Annotated in this window: 17 protein-coding genes; 8 read left to right on the forward strand and 9 right to left on the reverse strand. The window is 60.8% G+C overall.

The genetic code is table 11. From position 1 onward, the window contains the following. Positions 1–119 precede the first annotated feature (119 nt). Positions 120–1,307, reverse strand: coding sequence for an MFS transporter (locus tag FEM54_RS07175; RefSeq protein WP_138450191.1), 1,188 nt, complete (start codon positions 1,305–1,307; stop codon positions 120–122). A gap of 434 nt (positions 1,308–1,741) precedes the next feature. Here FEM54_RS07175 and mqo point away from each other — a divergent pair, with 434 nt between their 5' ends. Then, the gene (gene mqo / locus FEM54_RS07180) at positions 1,742–3,397 is read left to right on the forward strand and encodes a malate dehydrogenase (quinone) (RefSeq protein ID WP_099549600.1); all 1,656 of its coding nucleotides are present in this window, start codon (positions 1,742–1,744) and stop codon (positions 3,395–3,397) included. A 67-nt stretch (positions 3,398–3,464) separates the two neighbouring features. On the opposite strand, the gene FEM54_RS07185 is transcribed toward mqo, so the two are convergent. Continuing rightward, positions 3,465–4,130 carry an NADPH-dependent F420 reductase gene (locus tag FEM54_RS07185; RefSeq protein WP_240792720.1) on the reverse strand — a complete coding sequence of 222 codons (666 nt, stop codon included), beginning with the start codon at positions 4,128–4,130 and terminating at the stop codon, positions 3,465–3,467. 120 nt (positions 4,131–4,250) lie between these two features. Between FEM54_RS07185 and FEM54_RS07190 the strand changes: the two genes are divergently transcribed. Both FEM54_RS07190 and FEM54_RS07195 read left to right on the forward strand, forming a co-directional pair. After that, complete coding sequence (locus FEM54_RS07190) at positions 4,251–5,126, forward strand: LysR family transcriptional regulator (protein WP_099549598.1); 876 nt, start codon at positions 4,251–4,253, stop codon at positions 5,124–5,126. A 159-nt stretch (positions 5,127–5,285) separates the two neighbouring features. After that, a complete protein-coding gene (locus FEM54_RS07195; protein WP_099549597.1) occupies positions 5,286–5,615 on the forward strand; it encodes a YXWGXW repeat-containing protein in 330 nt (109 codons plus the stop codon). Positions 5,616–5,636: 21 nt separating this feature from the next. Here the strand turns inward: FEM54_RS07195 and FEM54_RS07200 are convergent, their stop codons facing one another. The 3 genes from FEM54_RS07200 to FEM54_RS07210 all read right to left on the reverse strand — a co-directional run bounded on the left by FEM54_RS07200 (position 5,637) and on the right by FEM54_RS07210 (position 6,732). Then, positions 5,637–6,005, reverse strand: coding sequence for a hypothetical protein (locus FEM54_RS07200; RefSeq protein WP_099549596.1), 369 nt, complete (start codon positions 6,003–6,005; stop codon positions 5,637–5,639). 77 nt (positions 6,006–6,082) lie between these two features. Next, entirely contained in the window at positions 6,083–6,478 is a 396-nt protein-coding gene (locus FEM54_RS07205) for a PIN domain-containing protein (RefSeq protein ID WP_017137461.1), read from the reverse strand. Further along, positions 6,475–6,732 (reverse strand): AbrB/MazE/SpoVT family DNA-binding domain-containing protein, encoded by a 258-nt coding sequence (locus FEM54_RS07210; protein ID WP_017137462.1) that lies wholly within the window; start codon positions 6,730–6,732, stop codon positions 6,475–6,477. The genes FEM54_RS07205 and FEM54_RS07210 overlap by 4 nt, the downstream gene beginning before the upstream one ends. Positions 6,733–6,887: 155 nt before the next feature. On the opposite strand from FEM54_RS07210, the gene FEM54_RS07215 reads away from it, so the two are divergent. Beyond that, positions 6,888–7,280 carry a RidA family protein gene (locus FEM54_RS07215; protein WP_099549595.1) on the forward strand — a complete coding sequence of 131 codons (393 nt, stop codon included), beginning with the start codon at positions 6,888–6,890 and terminating at the stop codon, positions 7,278–7,280. On the opposite strand, the gene ppnN is transcribed toward FEM54_RS07215, so the two are convergent. Both ppnN and FEM54_RS07225 read right to left on the reverse strand, forming a co-directional pair. Continuing rightward, positions 7,281–8,654, reverse strand: a complete 1,374-nt coding sequence (gene ppnN, locus FEM54_RS07220; RefSeq protein ID WP_138450195.1) for a nucleotide 5'-monophosphate nucleosidase PpnN — start codon at positions 8,652–8,654, stop codon at positions 7,281–7,283. 149 nt (positions 8,655–8,803) lie between these two features. Further along, on the reverse strand, positions 8,804–9,628 hold the full coding sequence (locus tag FEM54_RS07225; RefSeq protein WP_017137465.1) for an aspartyl/asparaginyl beta-hydroxylase domain-containing protein: 825 nt from the start codon (positions 9,626–9,628) through the stop codon (positions 8,804–8,806). Between the two features lie 275 nt (positions 9,629–9,903). Between FEM54_RS07225 and fabV the strand changes: the two genes are divergently transcribed. Both fabV and FEM54_RS07235 read left to right on the forward strand, forming a co-directional pair. After that, positions 9,904–11,097: an enoyl-ACP reductase FabV gene (gene fabV, locus FEM54_RS07230; protein WP_065929256.1), complete on the forward strand. Its 1,194-nt coding sequence runs from the start codon at positions 9,904–9,906 to the stop codon at positions 11,095–11,097. Between the two features lie 244 nt (positions 11,098–11,341). Continuing rightward, positions 11,342–11,965, forward strand: a complete 624-nt coding sequence (locus FEM54_RS07235) for an HAD family hydrolase (RefSeq protein ID WP_017136123.1) — start codon at positions 11,342–11,344, stop codon at positions 11,963–11,965. Here the strand turns inward: FEM54_RS07235 and FEM54_RS07240 are convergent. After that, entirely contained in the window at positions 11,962–12,867 is a 906-nt protein-coding gene (locus FEM54_RS07240) for a LysR family transcriptional regulator (RefSeq protein ID WP_138450197.1), read from the reverse strand. The genes FEM54_RS07235 and FEM54_RS07240 overlap by 4 nt on opposite strands. Positions 12,868–12,970: 103 nt before the next feature. On the opposite strand from FEM54_RS07240, the gene FEM54_RS07245 reads away from it, so the two are divergent. Further along, complete coding sequence (locus FEM54_RS07245) at positions 12,971–14,140, forward strand: aspartate aminotransferase family protein (RefSeq protein ID WP_138450199.1); 1,170 nt, start codon at positions 12,971–12,973, stop codon at positions 14,138–14,140. Positions 14,141–14,259: 119 nt separating this feature from the next. Here the strand turns inward: FEM54_RS07245 and punR are convergent, their stop codons facing one another. Next, positions 14,260–15,174, reverse strand: coding sequence for a DNA-binding transcriptional activator PunR (gene punR, locus FEM54_RS07250; protein ID WP_138450200.1), 915 nt, complete (start codon positions 15,172–15,174; stop codon positions 14,260–14,262). A 122-nt stretch (positions 15,175–15,296) separates the two neighbouring features. Here punR and punC point away from each other — a divergent pair, with 122 nt between their 5' ends. Continuing rightward, a complete protein-coding gene (gene punC, locus FEM54_RS07255) occupies positions 15,297–16,481 on the forward strand; it encodes a purine nucleoside transporter PunC (protein ID WP_138450202.1) in 1,185 nt (394 codons plus the stop codon). The last annotated feature ends 69 nt before the right edge of the window (positions 16,482–16,550 follow it).

The following is a 16,550-nucleotide window of genomic DNA, read 5'->3' on the forward strand; positions in this document are numbered from 1 at the left end:
ATGATTGAGTGGGCGGGTGGGCAGTCATTGACTTGGTGACTGACCCACCGCTATCGCGGGCAAGCCCGCTCCCACATTGGTGCAGGGCTCCCACATTGGAATAGGGGTGGCCTGATATTTCAGTGGCCGCCTTTCATGCGGCGGGCGATGAGGTAGATGCCCAGGCCGACCAGCGCGGTGGCGGCGCCGATGTAGCCGGTGCTGGTCCAGCCATATCCCGCTGTAATTGCCATTCCGCCGAACCACGGCCCTAGCGCGTTTGCCAGGTTGAACGCTGCGTGGTTGGAGGCTGCCGCCAAACTTGGGGCTTCGTGGGCAATGTCCATCAGGCGGATTTGCAACGGCGCCGCCATGGCAATCATGGTGCCGACCAGGCCGATGCCCAGCAGTACGCTCCACAGCGAGCTGGCGGCGAAGGTGAAGAAGATCAGTACGGCCATCGACCACACCATGATCCAGCCCACGGCGCGAAATTGCAGGCGGTCGAACAGTTTGCCACCGGCGATGTTGCCAATGATGCCACCGACGCCAAACGCGGCGAGGCCGAAGGGGATCCATTGGGGCGAGACTTTGGTCACTTCGAGCATGGTCGGGGCGAGGTAGCTGAACACGCAGAACATGCCGGCAAAGCCAATCGCACCGATGGACAGGGCCATCCACACTTGGGGTTTGGTGAAGGCGCGCAGTTCTTTGCGCGGGTCGCTGCGCGGTTCGTCGTGGCGGTCGGGGACGAATTGCCAGACGAGGGCGATAGTGCACAGGGCGATGGCGCTGACCAGTGCGAACGCCGAGCGCCAGCCCAGGTGTTGGCCCAGGAAGGTGGCGATGGGGTTGCCGAGCAGCATGGCGAGGGTGAGGCCCATCATCACGCGGGCCACGGCGCCGGCGCGTTTGTCGTTGGGCACCATGCTGGAGGCGACGACGGCCGCGATGCCGAAGTAGGCGCCGTGGGGCAGGCCGCTGATGAAGCGGAAGGCCACCAGCGAGCCGAAGGTCGGGGTGAAGGCGGTGGCGAGGTTGCCCAGGGCGTAGAGGCCCATCAGCAGTAAGAGCATGTGTTTGCGCAGCAGTTTGGCGCCGAGGATCGCCAGCAGTGGCGCGCCGACCATCACGCCCAGGGCGTAGGCGCTGATGGCGTGGCCGACTTGGGGTTCGCTTAAGCCCAGGTTTTGGGCGATGTCGGGCATCAGGCCCATGATGGCGAATTCGCCGGTGCCGATCGCGAAGGCGCCCACGGCCATGGCCGCTTCCATTTTGGCGGCGCTGCGCGCGGGCAGTACGTGCCCGGGTGTTTGCTGGATAGTCATGGGTAACTCTGTAGGAAAAAAGTGCACGAAGGACAGTGGCGATGCTACGCAAGCCGCCACGAAGGTGTCTAGAACAGCGTTTTGCGAGAGGGTTCAGTTTGATTAAACGCCCTGTGACCCCAGGTCGCGGCTGCGATGCTTGACACGTGCGCGTTAAAAGCCTCGATTTAGAGCTGTCAATTGGCCAAACGGCGCATAAATGCGGTTCAGCGTGATATTCTGCGCGCCGTCTTGGTCTAGTCTTTCCCCGGTGCGTACACCCGTATACGTCCCGGCGGTTTGCTGTCGCCAGGTAGCTGAAGCCAATAATGATAAGAAGTCAGCGCAGAAGGGACAAAAACAGTGAGGTCGCTACGTCGGCCTTGTGTGCCCACCCTACGGCCTGCAGAGTCAGGGGCGGTAGGGCGGATGGCGTTTTATCATAGGTGCTACTGATGTTTAAAAAAGTAAACACTGCCCTGCTGGGGCTGGCTTTGTCGATGGGGATCACGTCCGTTCACGCGGAAGAGGCAAAGAAAGTCGATGTGCTGCTGATCGGCGGCGGCATCATGAGTGCGACCCTGGGTGTTTGGCTCAATGAGCTGCAGCCGGACTGGTCGATGGAGATGGTCGAGCGTCTTGATGGCGTGGCCGAAGAAAGCTCCAACGGCTGGAACAACGCCGGTACCGGTCACTCGGCCCTGGCCGAGCTGAACTACACCCCGGAAAACAAGGACGGCACCGTTGAGATCCCGAAAGCGGTCGAGATCAACGAAGCGTTCCAGATTTCCCGTCAGTTCTGGTCCTGGCAGGTCCAGCAGGGCGTGCTGAAGAACCCACGTTCGTTCATCAACTCCACACCGCACATGAGCTTTGTGTGGGGCGATGACAACATCAAGTTCCTGAAAAAGCGCTACGAAGCCCTGCAAGCCAGCCCGCTGTTCGCCGGCATGCAGTACTCCGAAGACCCGGCGCAGATCGCCAAGTGGGTTCCATTGATGATGGAAGGCCGTGATCCGAAGCAGAAGATCGCCGCCACCTGGACCCCGATCGGCACCGACGTGAACTTCGGCGAGATCACCCGCCAGTTCGTCGCTCACCTGCAAACCACGCCGAAGTTTGATCTCAAACTGTCGAGCGAAGTGCAGGACATCACCAAGAACGCCGACGGTTCGTGGCGTGTGAGCTACAAAAACCTGAAAGACGGCACCAAGACCGAAACCGACGCCAAGTTCGTGTTCATCGGCGCCGGCGGCGGTGCACTGCACCTGCTGCAAAAGTCGGGCATTCCTGAAGCCAAGGAATACGCAGGCTTCCCGGTGGGCGGTTCGTTCCTGGTGACCGATAACCCGGCCATCGCCGAGCAGCACATGGCCAAGGCCTACGGTAAGGCTTCGGTTGGCGCGCCACCGATGTCGGTTCCGCACCTGGACACCCGCGTGCTGGATGGCAAGCGTGTGATTCTGTTTGGCCCATTCGCAACCTTCTCGACCAAGTTCCTGAAGGAAGGCTCGTACCTGGACCTGCTGACCAGCACCACCACCCACAACATCTGGCCTATGACCAAAGTCGGTATTCGTGAATACCCACTGGTCGAGTACCTCGCCGGCCAACTGATGCTGTCCGATGACGACCGCTTCAAGGCGCTGCAAGAGTACTTCCCGAACGCCAAGCAGTCCGACTGGCGCCTGTGGCAAGCCGGTCAGCGCGTGCAGATCATCAAGCGTGACGAAGAGCAGGGCGGCGTCCTGAAACTCGGCACCGAAGTGGTCAGCTCCGCCGACAACACCATCGCCGGCCTGTTGGGTGCATCGCCAGGCGCGTCCACTGCGGCTCCGATCATGCTGACCGTGCTGCAAAAAGTGTTCAAGGACAAGGTCGCGACTCCTGAGTGGCAGGCCAAACTGCACCAGATCGTACCGAGCTACGGCACCAAGCTGAACGACAGCCCGGAAGCGGTTGCCAAGGAATGGGCCTACACCGCCGGTATCCTGCAACTGACGCCTCCGCCTGCGATCCCGCAGTTGAGCGCACCAAAGGCAACCCAGGCCACCGAGGCTGCCAAGCCTGCGGCTGAGCCGAGCAAGCCGACGTCTGACCTGGCGCTGTAAGCCAAGCCTGATGTTAAAAAGCCCGCTGAACCGGTAACGGTCAGCGGGCTTTTTTGTGGGCGTGTGTTCAGGTGCGGGAGCGTTCGGCTGGCGGCAGTTCCACCGTGCGTTCGGCGGCGGCCAATGCGGCCTTTAAACCGGCTTTATCCAGCGGCACGCAGTACGCAGGCTTGGCCCGTTCAAAGCGCCAGCTTTCATCCAGCGTTCCCGCGTCCACGGCGTCGAAACCCAGCTCGTCGAGCAGCGTGATCACATGCGCCTTTGCCGTCGCATCATCGGCGGCCACCGGCAGGGCGCGACGGTCAGGCGCGCCGTGGGGGCGTGCATCGCGGTTGATGTCTGAGTCAAAGATCGCATTAAACACTTTGACGACCTTTGAGTCGGCAAAATGCTCGGCCAACAGGCGGCTGGTGGTGGTTTCAAAACGGTCCAGCACCGGGATATGCCCATCGCGGTCAGGGTAGTAATTGTTGGCGTCCAGCACCGTTTTGCCTGCCAGCCACTGCGCGGGCACGCTGCGGTAGTGTTCAAGCGGGATCGCCACCAGCACCACGTCGCCAAACTGGGCGGCATCCTGCGCGCTGCCCACTTGCACACCGGGTATGCCGCTGCGCACGCTGCTCATGGTCTGCGGGCCACGGGAGTTGCTCAGCATCACCGCGTGCCCGGCAGCCAGGGCCAGTTGGGCCACGGCGCGCCCGATAAAACCTGCTCCAATCACGCCAATCTTCATGGCCTTGCTCCTGCGAAGTGGGGGAGTGGCTATGATGATTGGCAACCATTGGGTGATAAATGTGTGGTTTGGAGTCAGTGTAGTTACTGGGAGTAGTTAATTGTGGACCGTCTAACCAGCATGAGTGCGTTTGTAACGGCCGCCGAGCTGGGCTCTTATGCCCGCGCCGCCGAGCGCTTGAACCTGTCGCCGCAGATGGTGGCCAAGCATGTCACCGCGCTGGAGCAACACCTGGGCGCCCGCTTGCTCAACCGCACCACGCGCCGGCAAAGCCTGACGGAGCTGGGTAGCGCGTACTACGAGCGCTGCAAACATATTCTCACGGAAGCCGAGGCGGCCGATTCGCTGGCGCAGATCATGAATGACACCCCGCGCGGCAAGTTGAAGGTCACCGCCCCGGTCACGTTCGGCTCCTACAGCCTGATGCCGCTGATTACCGGGTTTTTGCGTGACAACCCGGATGTGGAAATCGACTTGCACCTGACCGACCGTTTTGTCGACCTGGTGGAGGAGGGTTATGAAGCGGCTTTTCGCATCGGCCCGCTTGCAACGACGGGCCTCACGGCTCGGCCGCTGGCACCTTATCGCCTGGTGGCCTGCGCTGCGCCTGCCTACCTGACCGCACGGGGCGTGCCTTTGGTGCCGGCAGACCTTGAGCATCACGAATGCTTGGGTTATGCGTTCTGGTCACGCCCGGCAGAGCGTGAATGGGTCTTTTACCAAGGCACCACTGCGCACAAGGTGCAGGTTGCCAGCCGTTTGCAGGTCAACGAAAGCCGGGCGTTGATGACGGCGGCACTGGATGGTTTCGGCATCGTGCTTGGCCCTGAAGACTTCTTGCGCACGGCACTGGCCAAGGGCGAGTTGGTGCGGGTGCTGCCAGGCTTCGAGGCGCCGAGCCGCTCGATGCACCTGGTCTACACGGCGAACCGCCAGCGCACGGCCAAGTTGCGGCGCTTTGTCGAGGCGGTGCTGGGGCGTTTCGGACCCGCTTGAGCGCTCAAATACCGGCCCTGTGGTGCGAATACCTCAGGTTCAGCAACCTGACAGACACCACCTGTTAAAAATAACCCAGAGCCAAGCAGGAGCGAGGCTGCAGCAAGGGGGCATTTTTTACCGGTGTATTCGTTGGGCGCTGGCGCCCGAGGGGTGTGTATGTTGCTACGTTATGCGGCATTGGCGGCGTTTGTCGTCGCGGCGTCCGGGTGTGTACAAGAGCGCGTGGTGCACGAGCGCGGGCCGGTGCAACGAGAGTATGTCGAGGTGGTGGCGCCGCAGCCGCCGCCGGTGCAGGTGATCGAAGTCGAGCCAGCGGCTCGCTACGGTTATGTGTGGTCACGCGGCTACTGGCGTTGGGAAGGTGGGCGCTATGTGGCGGTGCACGGCCATTGGGAGCAGGTGCGCGAAGGTTATCGTTATGTGCATCCGCACTGGGTGCAGCGTAATGACGGTTATCACTGGCAGGGCGGTGGCTGGGTTCGCTGAACCTGGCACCTGACAAAACGGCTAGCTCGGCTTTTGGGTGCCTAACAGCTTGACCTCGCGCAGCAGCGCGGCACCGAGTTGATCGCTGCCCAACTCCTGATAGCCAACTATCTGGGTGTCGCCGTGTTCTTCGGCCTGGATGATGATCACCGGTGTTTCCTTGCCGGTGGCTTCATCCACATGCAGGGCGTACTGCGGCACATCCACCTTGATCGGTGAACCCGCGGGCTTGCCTTGCACATTCAGCGTAAACGCCGCGCAGCCGCTGTCGATATCCACGCTGGTCGCGGAGCGGCCGCTGACGAAGCAGGTTTGGGGCAGGTCGGGCCAGGTGATGGTCTCGGCCAGGGCGAGGGTGGGCGCCAGGGCCATGGCAACAAGAAGCAGCATGCGCACGTGGGGAGTTCTCTTGATCAAGGGCAGTGGCGTTTTTTACCAAAGCCCGGCATGCGTCGCAATGCGGCGGCTCAAGCCAGGCGCTTCATTCCCGTGGCTTTTGCCGCATCAAGGTCGAAGGTGGCGGTGTATTCACAGCCGGCTGCATGGGCGCAGCGTTCGATCAGGTAGTCGGCGAAGTCGGCTTTGCCGCCTGTGAATCGTCGCAGTGCCTGCCAGATGATCTCGGCGTGCTCGACGGTCAGTTCACGGGTGCGCAGCAGGGTTTCCAGCACGGTCACCACGTCGCTTTTGGCCGATTGGTAGCAGCTTTGCAGCACCCAGACCAATTCCACCACCGACACCAGGCTGACAAAGCCTGGTGACACGCTGGTGAGCGACTCGATCAGCGCCGAGGCCTTGGGCGATTGCACGGGGTCATCCTGGGTGACATAGCGCACCAGCACATTGGTATCGAGCCCGATCATCCGGCGTTTGCTCCTTGCGCGGCGATGGCGCGGTTCATGTCTTCGATCGACACGGCCTGCGCAGGCTTGCGGATCAGCCCCTTGAGGTCCTGCACGGTTTTGCTCGCGGCGATAATGGAAAACTTGCCGTCTTCCGTTTCGACAAATTCAACCCGGTCGCCTGTTTCCAGACCAAGCGCGGTGCGCACTTGCACGGGGATAGTGATTTGCCCTTTCGAGGTGAGTGTGGCGGTGGCCATAGTGAAAATCTCCATCGTGATATTCCTTACGTTAAGGTAAGGATTGATGAAGGACAAGATCCGTTGGTCCATAGGGTGCTCTGCTGGTGTGAGTGAGTGGGAACAGGTAAAACCCTAGCTCGAACTCTGCGCGCTCACACGCCCGCCTGCGACCCAAAGAGATACAAGCTATGACCGAACGTCAGCTCATCATTCCTGCCGCCATGCAACCCATTGTCGAGCGCGCCGGCTACGTGCCTGCGGTAAAAGTTGGCAACACTCTTTACTGCGCAGGCCAGGTCGGCCGTACACCGCAGCTGGCCGTGATCGAAGACCCCGAGGCGCAATTTATCGCGGCCTGGGAAAACCTGAGGGAAGTATTGGAAGAGGGCGGTTGCAGCTTCGATGACGTGGTGGACATGACCACTTATCACGTGAACATGCGCCAGCACATGGCGGTTTTTCGGGAGGTGAAAAACCGCCTGTTCCCACGCGGGCATTGCGCCTGGACCACGATCGGGGTGTCCGAACTGGCACACCCCGGCCTATTGGTGGAAATCAAATGCGTGGCGGTGCAGCGCTAGTTACTGCACCACGCGATAGCACGGCACATAGGCTGCGCCGCCCGGCAACTTCATGCGGTGCTGGGCGACAAATGCCTGCAACAGCTCGTCCAAGGGTTTCATGATCGCCGAGTCACCGTGAATCTCATACGGGCCATGCTGCTCGATCAGGCGAATACCCTTGTCCTTGACGTTACCGGCCACAATCCCCGAGAACGCGCGGCGCAGGTTGGCCGCCAGTTCATGGGGCGGCAGCGCGTGGCTCAGTTGCAGGCTGGCCATGTTTTCGTGAGTGGGGTCGAACGGGCGCTGGAAGCCTTCGTCGATCTTCAGCAGCCAGTTGAAGTGGAACGCGTCGTTGCGCTCGCGGCGGAACTGCTTCACGGCCTTGAGCCCGATGGTCATCTGGCGGGCCACTTCGGCCGGGTCGTCGATGATGATCTGGTAGTGCGCCTGCGCCGCTTCGCCGAGGGTGGCGCCGACGAACGCGTGCAGTTGTTGCAGGTACGGCGCGGCCTGTTTCGGCCCGGTGAGGATGACCGGGAACGGTACATCGCGGTTATCCGGGTGCATCAGGATGCCCAGCAGGTACAGGAACTCTTCGGCCGTGCCGGCGCCGCCCGGGAAGATGATGATGCCGTGGCCCACGCGCACAAAGGCTTCCAGGCGTTTTTCGATGTCCGGCAGAATCACCAGCTCGTTAACGATGGGGTTCGGTGCTTCGGCCGCGATGATGCCCGGCTCGGTCAGGCCCAGGTAACGGCCGTTGGTAATGCGTTGCTTGGCGTGGGAAATGGTCGCGCCTTTCATCGGGCCTTTCATCACGCCGGGGCCGCAGCCGGTGCACACGTCAAGGCTGCGCAGGCCCAGTTCGTGGCCGACTTTCTTGGTGTATTTGTATTCTTCGGTATTGATCGAGTGCCCGCCCCAGCACACCACGATTTTCGGTTCGACACCCGGGCGCAATGTACGGGCGTTGCGCAGCAGGTGGAACACGTAGTCGGTGATGCCCTGGGAGTTGCTCAGGTCGATGCGCTGGCTGTCCAGCTCGTTCTCGGTGTAGACGATATCGCGCAGGGCGCTGAAGAGCATTTCGCGGGTGCTGGCGATCATCTCGCCGTCGACGAAGGCATCGGCGGGGGCGTTCAACAGTTCCAGGCGCACGCCACGGTCTTGCTGGTGGATACGCACTTCAAAGTCTTTATAGGCGTCGAGGATGGTCTTGGCGTTGTCGATATGCGCGCCGGTGTTGAGGATGGCCAGGGCGCACTGGCGGAACAACGTGTAGATGCTGCCGGTACCGGCTTCACTCAGTTGCTGGACTTCACGTTGGGACAGGGTTTCGAGGCTGCCCTTGGGGCTGACGGAGGCATTGATGACTTGACGTTGGGGCATTCTGATTCCTTGAAAGCACAGCCATCGCAGCCGCCAGGGGCGGCGATGGCTGGAGAATGGTGAGCGCCGAACTCGGTCGCACTAGACAGTTAGTTTGGCCGCCAGAAGGGCAGGGCGCAAACGCCGTCAACACCATCATGCCGCAGAACTTACTGAATCAGCTTCCAGTTTTTGTAGAAAACCCGACGCAGGGTAAACACCAACCCGGCAAAACCCGAAATCACGGCGTTGAGCACTGAGGGCAGCAAGGTCGGCCGCACGATGTCAATGAACAGGCAGTAACGCTTTGCGTCGTTTTTGTTGAAGGAGGCATGCATCAGCGTGTCATCGAAGATGAACAGCGGGTCATCGTGCCAGTAGTGCTTGTGCTTGCCCACCTGGATGTAAACACCGTCGTGATGCGGCGCCGGCGCCATGTTGTAGAGCACGCGGAACATCATGCGCAGCGGGCCGAAGTGGAAGGACGTGGAGCGGTTTTCGTTGAACACCGAGACGCCGATGGTCTTTACAAACGGCAGTTTCTTGCGCAGTTGCGGGATGTCCAGGGTGGTTTCGATCGGGCGACCGTACCATTGGAAGAACAACATGCCGCGCTTTTTCTCGGCCATGCGCTCGTCCAGGTAGCTGATGATTTCGTCCTTGTTGGCCATGGCGTCGTCGATGACTTGTTGCAGGTCTTCGCGCCAGGCGGGCGGCAGGTCGCGCATGGTGTAGACGTGGCGGTTGCGCAGGCTCAACAGGTCGAACAGGGTATTGAACGGCGCCAATATCCAGGTGTTGCGGCCGTTACCGACGAAGTATTTCTTGATGGTGTCGCGGTCGTACAGGCCGTTGCGCAGGAAGTCATAAATGCCGCAGAACAGCACCAGCAGCAGAAACACCAGGCTGGTACGTGGGAAGCAATAGATGAACAGCAGAACGCCGAGTACCCAGGCGACTGAGACCAATTTTTTTTGCACAGCACTTTTACTCATGAAGCGAGGCTCCGGACCTGAAACAAAGCGAAACAATCCCGCCATGATAGTGGGTTATCACGGTGCCGGGCGTTTTAAATATTGCGAATTTGTGAACGTTGAACACAGTTTTTAACCAGGCGGTGCTGCGCGCCAGCTGTTTTGCCGATTGGATTTTGTAAACAGAAGATTTGCGTCTATCGTGACGCTTCGGTTTTTCGCGCGTCATAGACCGGTACGATTGAAGTTGAATGGCCACCACTGGCCGTCGACCCCTTGGAAGAGGCAGAAATTTTATGATCATCAAACCGCGGGTTCGTGGCTTTATCTGTGTGACCGCTCACCCTGTTGGCTGTGAAGCGAACGTCAAAGAGCAGATCGACTACGTAACCCAGCATGGCGCCATCGAAGGCGGCCCAAAAAAGGTGCTGGTCCTCGGCGCTTCCACCGGTTATGGCCTGGCCGCGCGCATCAGTGCTGCGTTTGGCTGCGGCGCCGACACCCTGGGCGTGTTTTTTGAGAAAGAAGGCGAAGAAGGCAAGCTGAGCTCCGCCGGCTGGTACAACAGCGCGGCGTTCGAGAAGTTTGCCGTGGAAAAAGGCCTGTACGCCAAGAGCATCAACGGCGACGCGTTCTCTGACGAGATCAAGCGCCTGACCATCGAAACCATCAAGAAAGACCTGGGCAAAATCGACCTGGTGGTTTACAGCCTGGCCGCCCCACGCCGTACCGACCCGCAAGGCGTGGTGCACACCTCCACCCTCAAGCCGATCGGCAAGGCCGTGACCCTGCGCGGTATCAACACCGACAAAGGCGTTGTGGTCGACACCACCCTTGAGCCTGCAACCCAGGAAGAAATCGACGGCACCGTGAAAGTCATGGGCGGCGAAGACTGGCAGCTGTGGATCGACGCCCTGCGTGACGCCGACGTGTTGGCCGAAGGCGCCAAGACCACTGCGTTCACCTACCTCGGCGAGAAGCTGACCCAGGATATTTACTGGAACGGCTCCATCGGCGAAGCCAAGAAAGACCTCGACAAAAAAGTCCTGACCCTGCGCGACAACCTCGCTGCGCTGAAGGGCGACGCCCGTGTGTCGGTGCTCAAGGCCGTGGTTACCCAGGCAAGCTCCGCGATCCCGATCATGCCGCTGTACCTGTCGCTGCTGTTTAAAGTGATGAAAGAGCAGGGCACCCACGAAGGTTGCATCGAGCAGGTTTACGGCCTGTTCAAAGACAGCCTGTACGGCAGCGAGCCGAAGCTGGACGCCGACGGCCGCCTGCGCGCCGACTTGGCTGAGCTGGAGCCGAAGGTTCAGGACGCCGTGGCTGCACTGTGGAATCAGGTGACCGATGACAACGTCAACGAGATCAGCGATTTCGCTGGCTACAAGGCGGAGTTCCTGCGTTTGTTCGGGTTTGAAATCGACGGCGTGGACTATGAAGCTGATGTGAATCCGACTGTGAAGATCAAGGGCCTTATCCAAGCCTAAACACGGTCAGAAAAAAATGTGGGAGCCTGGCTTATGTGGGAGCTGGCTTGTCTGCGATACAGTCACCTCGGTATATCAGGTTCACCGAGGCGATGCTATCGCAGGCAAGCCAGCTCCCACATAAGCCAGCTCCCACATTTGCTTCGGGTTAATTCAGAACCCTCCTACATTCCCTCGCGCTCCCACCCTTCCTCACAATCTGCCAGACTCCTTGCGCTATCAAGCCACGCTAACGGAGGATCTGATGACGATTCGTGCAGTAGTTTTTGATTTTGGCGGTGTCCTCTTCGATTGGAACCCGCAGCACCTTTACCGCAAGCTGATTGCCGACGACGCCGAACGGCAACACTTTCTCGACACCATCTGCACCCAAGCCTGGAACACCGAGCAAGACGCCGGCCGCAGCCTGGCCGAAGGCACCCGCCACCTTATCGAGCAATACCCGCAGCACGAACCCCTGATCCAGGCCTATTACGACCGTTGGCACGAAATGCTGCGTGGCGCGTTGCCCGATGGCGTGGCCATTCTTGAGGCGCTGCATAAGGCCGATATGCCGCTGTTCGGGCTCACCAATTGGTCGGCTGAAACCTTCCCTTACGCACGGGCCAACTACCCGTTTCTGCAGCACTTGCGCGATATCGTCGTGTCTGGCGAGTTGAAGTTGATCAAGCCGGACCCCGCGATCTATCACGCGAGCCTTGATCAGGTTCGCGCTCACTTGCCGGATATCCAGGCCAGGGAAGTGGTGTTTATCGACGACGTTGCCGGCAATATCGAGGCCGCTGAAGCCCTCGGCTGGCAGGGCATTCACCATGTGTCGGCCGAGCGCACTGCGGCGCGTTTGCGCGCGTTGGGCGTGAGCTTTTAGCGCGCCCACTTTTCCATGGCGAAATCCACAAAAGCGCGCAGCTTGGGCAGGCGGTAGCGGTCCTGTCGGTAGAGCAGGTGCATGGGGCGGCTGGGCAGTTGATAGGTGGTCAGCAACGCCACCAGCTTGCCGCTCTCCAGGTCCGGTTGCACCAGGGCATCGGCCAGCATGATGATGCCCATGCCGTTCACGGCTGCCTGGCGCAAGCCTTGGGAGCTGTTGATGGTCAATGCTCCGGCCACCGGCACCTCCACTTCGCCTGCATCGCCGGTCATGCGCCACAGTTTGCTGGTGTCGCGCCAGTTATCGTTCGCCGGGTAGGCAAACGCCAGGCAGTCGTGCTGGCGCAAGTCGTCGGGCGTCTGCGGAATGCCACGTCGCGCCAGGTACGCCGGTGACGCACAGAGCGTCAGGGTATAGGCCTGCATCGGCCTGGCGATCAGGCTTGAGGTTTCCAACTCGCCCAGGCGGATCGCAACGTCGAAGCCGCTGTCGACCAGATCCATGCGCTCATTGCTGAGTTCGACATACAGATTGATCTGCGGGTAGCGCTGGGCAAATTCGCTCAAGGCCGGTGTGAGGCGTTCGGTGCCGAACACCGGTGGCGCGGTGATGCGCAGGCTGCCTTTGGGCGTTTCGCTGTGGATCTGCTCTGCCAATAGTTCAGAGTCGGCCACCAGCCCCAGCACCTCCAGGCAACGTTGGTAATACTGCCCGCCAAATTCGGTGAGGCTCTGTTTGCGCGTGGTGCGCTTCAGCAAGCTGACCCCCAGCCGTTGCTCCAGCGCGCGCAAGTGGTTACCGACCATGGTGGTCGACAGCCCGCATTCCTGCGCGGCGGCGGTCATGCTGCCGGCCTCGACCACTTTCACGTACACCGACATCGACTGGAACAGATCCATTATCAAGCCCTGATTTAAAGTAATTGCAGGAATGCGCAGTTTATCCAGCTCAGGTGGCTAACGATACTGGCAGCATCACAACGATGCACTGGAGCCTGCCACCATGACCGCCGCCTGCCTGATGACCACCTATCAACCCATGGCCCTGAGCTTTACCCGTGGCCTGGGCACGCGCCTGTGGGACCAGCAGGGCCGTGAATACCTCGACGCCGTGGCCGGTGTGGCGGTAACCAATGTCGGGCACTCCCACCCCAAATTGGTCACGGCGATCAGCGAGCAGGCGGGCCTGTTGCTGCACACCTCCAATCTCTACAGCATCGACTGGCAGCAGCGCCTGGCCGAGCGCCTGACGCGGTTATCCGGCCTGGACCGTGCGTTCTTCAATAACTCCGGCGCCGAAGCCAACGAGACCGCGCTGAAACTGGCGCGGCTGCACGGTTGGAAAAAAGGCATTGAAGAGCCTTTGGTGGTGGTGATGGAGAACGCGTTTCACGGGCGTACGCTGGGCACTATGGCCGCCAGTGACGGGCCTTCGGTGCGCCTGGGGTTCCAGCGCCTGCCGGGGGACTTTCTCAAGGTGCGCTTTGGCGATTTGGCCGCATTGGCGGCCATTACCGAGCAATTCGGCACGCGCATCGCGGCGGTCTTGCTCGAGCCGATCCAGGGTGAAAGCGGCGTGCTGCCCGCGCCGCCCGGTTACCTGAAGGCGCTGCGCGATCACTGCACGCGCCACGGCTGGTTGATGATGCTCGATGAAATCCAGACCGGTATCGGCCGCACTGGCGCCTGGTTTGCGTTCCAGCACGAAGGCATCGTGCCCGACGTGATAACCCTGGCCAAAGGCCTCGGCAACGGCGTGCCCATCGGTGCCTGCCTGGCCCGGGACGCCGTGGCCCAGATGTTCACGCCAGGCAGCCACGGCAGCACGTTTGGCGGTAACCCGCTGGCCTGCCGCGTGGGTTGCACGGTGTTGGACATCATTGAAGAACAAGGCTTGCTGCACAACGCCGCGCTACAGGGCGAGCGCCTGCTGGCGCGGTTGCGGGTGGAGTTGAGCGAGCACCCGCAGGTGCTGGCGATTCGCGGCCAGGGCTTGATGGTCGGCATCGAGCTGGCCAGGCCTTATCGTGACCTGGCCCAGCGTGCGGCCCAGGAGCATGGGCTGCTGATCAATGTGACCCGGGGCAAGATCATCCGCCTGTTGCCGCCGCTGACGCTGGATGGCAAAGAGGTTGAGATGATCGTGCGGGCCATCACCCGTCTCCTGGATTGAAACCGGATCAAACTGTGGGAGCTGGCTTGCCTGCGATAGCTGACTGTCTGTGCCAACTACAGTGGCTGACACACCGCTATCGCAGGCAAGCCAGCTCCCACATTGGATCGGCGTGATATTCAGAGATCCGGGCCATTGAGCCATTCCTGGTTCATGGTTTCGGTATCACCCAGGTACTCCAATAACCAACTCATCGCCGGCGACAACTTATCCTGCGCCCACGCCACACACGACGGGCTGGCCGGAAACGGTCGGCTCAGTTGCAGCGCCACCAGGTCGCCACGCTCGACCCACGGCAATACCTGATGAGCCGGCGCCATGCCCACGCACAGCCCATCGCGCAGGCAATCGAGTGCCGAGGCCCAGTTGGGCACGACCAAACGGCGCTGGTTATCCAGGGTCCAGGTGTCACGCTTGGGCAGGTTGCGCGAGGTGTCGGTCATGCACAGCGAGGCGAACGGGCGCAGTTGGTCGTCACTGAGCAAGCCGTTGACGCTTGCCAGCGGGTGCTGGGCGCTGACCACACACAGCCAGTTGAGCAGGCCCATGTCCCGAAACGTGAAGCGGCTGGCCACCGGCACTGCGCTGGTGGCACCGATCACAATGTCGGTGCGCTCATCGGCCAGGGCGTCCCACACGCCGTTGTACACCTCGTATTCGAGCAGCAATTCCACCTCAGGGAATTGCCGATAAAAATCCAGCACCAGTTGCCGGCAGCGCTGGGGTTTGACGATGGAGTCCACCGCGACCTTCAACTGGCCGCTCCAGCCATTGGCCACCTGTTGGCACAAACGCCGGGTGCCGAGCATTTTTTTCATCACCCCGCGCGCTTCGTCTATAAATAGACGGCCGGCGGGGGTCAGCTCCACATCGCGATGGCGGCGCACAAACAGCGGCACCGCCAACCATTCCTCCAACTGGCGCACCGTATAGCTGATGGCTGACGGCACGCGGTGCAATTCCTGGGCGGCGGCGCTGAAGCTGCCATGGCGTGCCACGGCATCGACTACATCCAGGGAGTATTCGGACCACATAGCAGTTGCCTTCAAAATATTTGATTCAAGTGTCCAATTATTATCGCTTCACACACAGCCTGTCAGCTTCATAATGGGCGCCAGTCAGCAAATAGTTTGATGGCAGCATCCACAAGGCTTCAATGAAAAATTCTTTTGGTTTCACCTGGTATCTGGCGGGGCTGAGCATGCTCGGTTATCTGGCCATGGACATGTACTTGCCGGCGTTTGGCGCCATGGGCGAGCAGTTGCAGATCAGTGCGGGCGCGGTGGGCGCCAGCTTGAGTATTTTCCTCGCCGGCTTTGCGCTCGGGCAGTTGCTGTGGGGGCCGTTGTCCGATCGCCTGGGGCGCAAGCCGGTGCTGCTCGCCGGGCTGAGCCTGTTTGTGCTGGGCTGCGCCGGGATGTTCTGGGTCGAGACGGCGCCGCAGTTATTGGCGTTGCGGTTTATGCAGGCGATTGGCGTGTGTTCCGCCGCCGTGAGTTGGCAGGCGCTGGTGATTGACCGTTACCCGGCCGACAAGGCCCACCGTGTGTTCGCCAGCATCATGCCGCTGATGTCGCTGTCACCGGCGTTGGCGCCGCTGTTGGGCGCGATGGTGCTGAACCACTTTGGCTGGCAGGCGATTTTCGCGGTATTGCTGGGCGTGTCAGTGCTGTTGCTGTTGCCGACGTTGCTGCTGCGCAAAATGCCGAAACGTCGGGCCGAGGAGGGCGAACCTTCGCGCCTGGGCTATGGGCAGTTGCTGACCTCCCGGGTGTTTACCGGCAATGTGATGATCTTCGCCGCCTGTTCAGCCAGCTTCTTCGCCTGGCTCACCGCGTCGCCGTTCATCCTTGGCGACATGGGTTACAGCCCGAATGACATCGGCTTGAGTTATGTGTTGCCGACCTTGTCCTTTCTGGTCGGCGGTTACAGCTGTCGCAGTGCCTTGCAGCATTACCAGGGCAAAACCCTGCTGCCGTGGTTGCTGGTGGCCTATTGCATCAGCATGGTGGCGTTGTACCTGGTTGCGACCTTGACCGTGCCGACCCTGACCACCTTGTTGATTCCGTTCTGCCTGATGGCGTTGGTCAACGGTGCGAGTTACCCCATCGTGGTGGCGAATGCGTTGATGCCCTTTGCGGAAAATTCCGGCAAGGCAGCGGCGCTGCAGAACACCCTGCAGTTGGGCCTGTGCTTTCTGAGCAGTCTGCTGGTGTCGTCGTTGATCGACCAGCCGCTGTTGATCACCGTGATTGTGATGCTGGCGACTGCGCCGCTGGCGGTGTTGGGTTACTGGCTGGCGCGGCCGAGAGCCGATAAGTCGGAACTCGCAAGCGCCTAAAACTGAAACCCAAGCAAAAATGTGGGGGAGGGCTAGTGTGGGAGCTGGCTTGCCTGCGATGCAGACAAC

The organism is Pseudomonas edaphica, from assembly GCF_005863185.1.
Classification (GTDB): Bacteria; Pseudomonadota; Gammaproteobacteria; order Pseudomonadales; family Pseudomonadaceae; genus Aquipseudomonas; species Aquipseudomonas edaphica.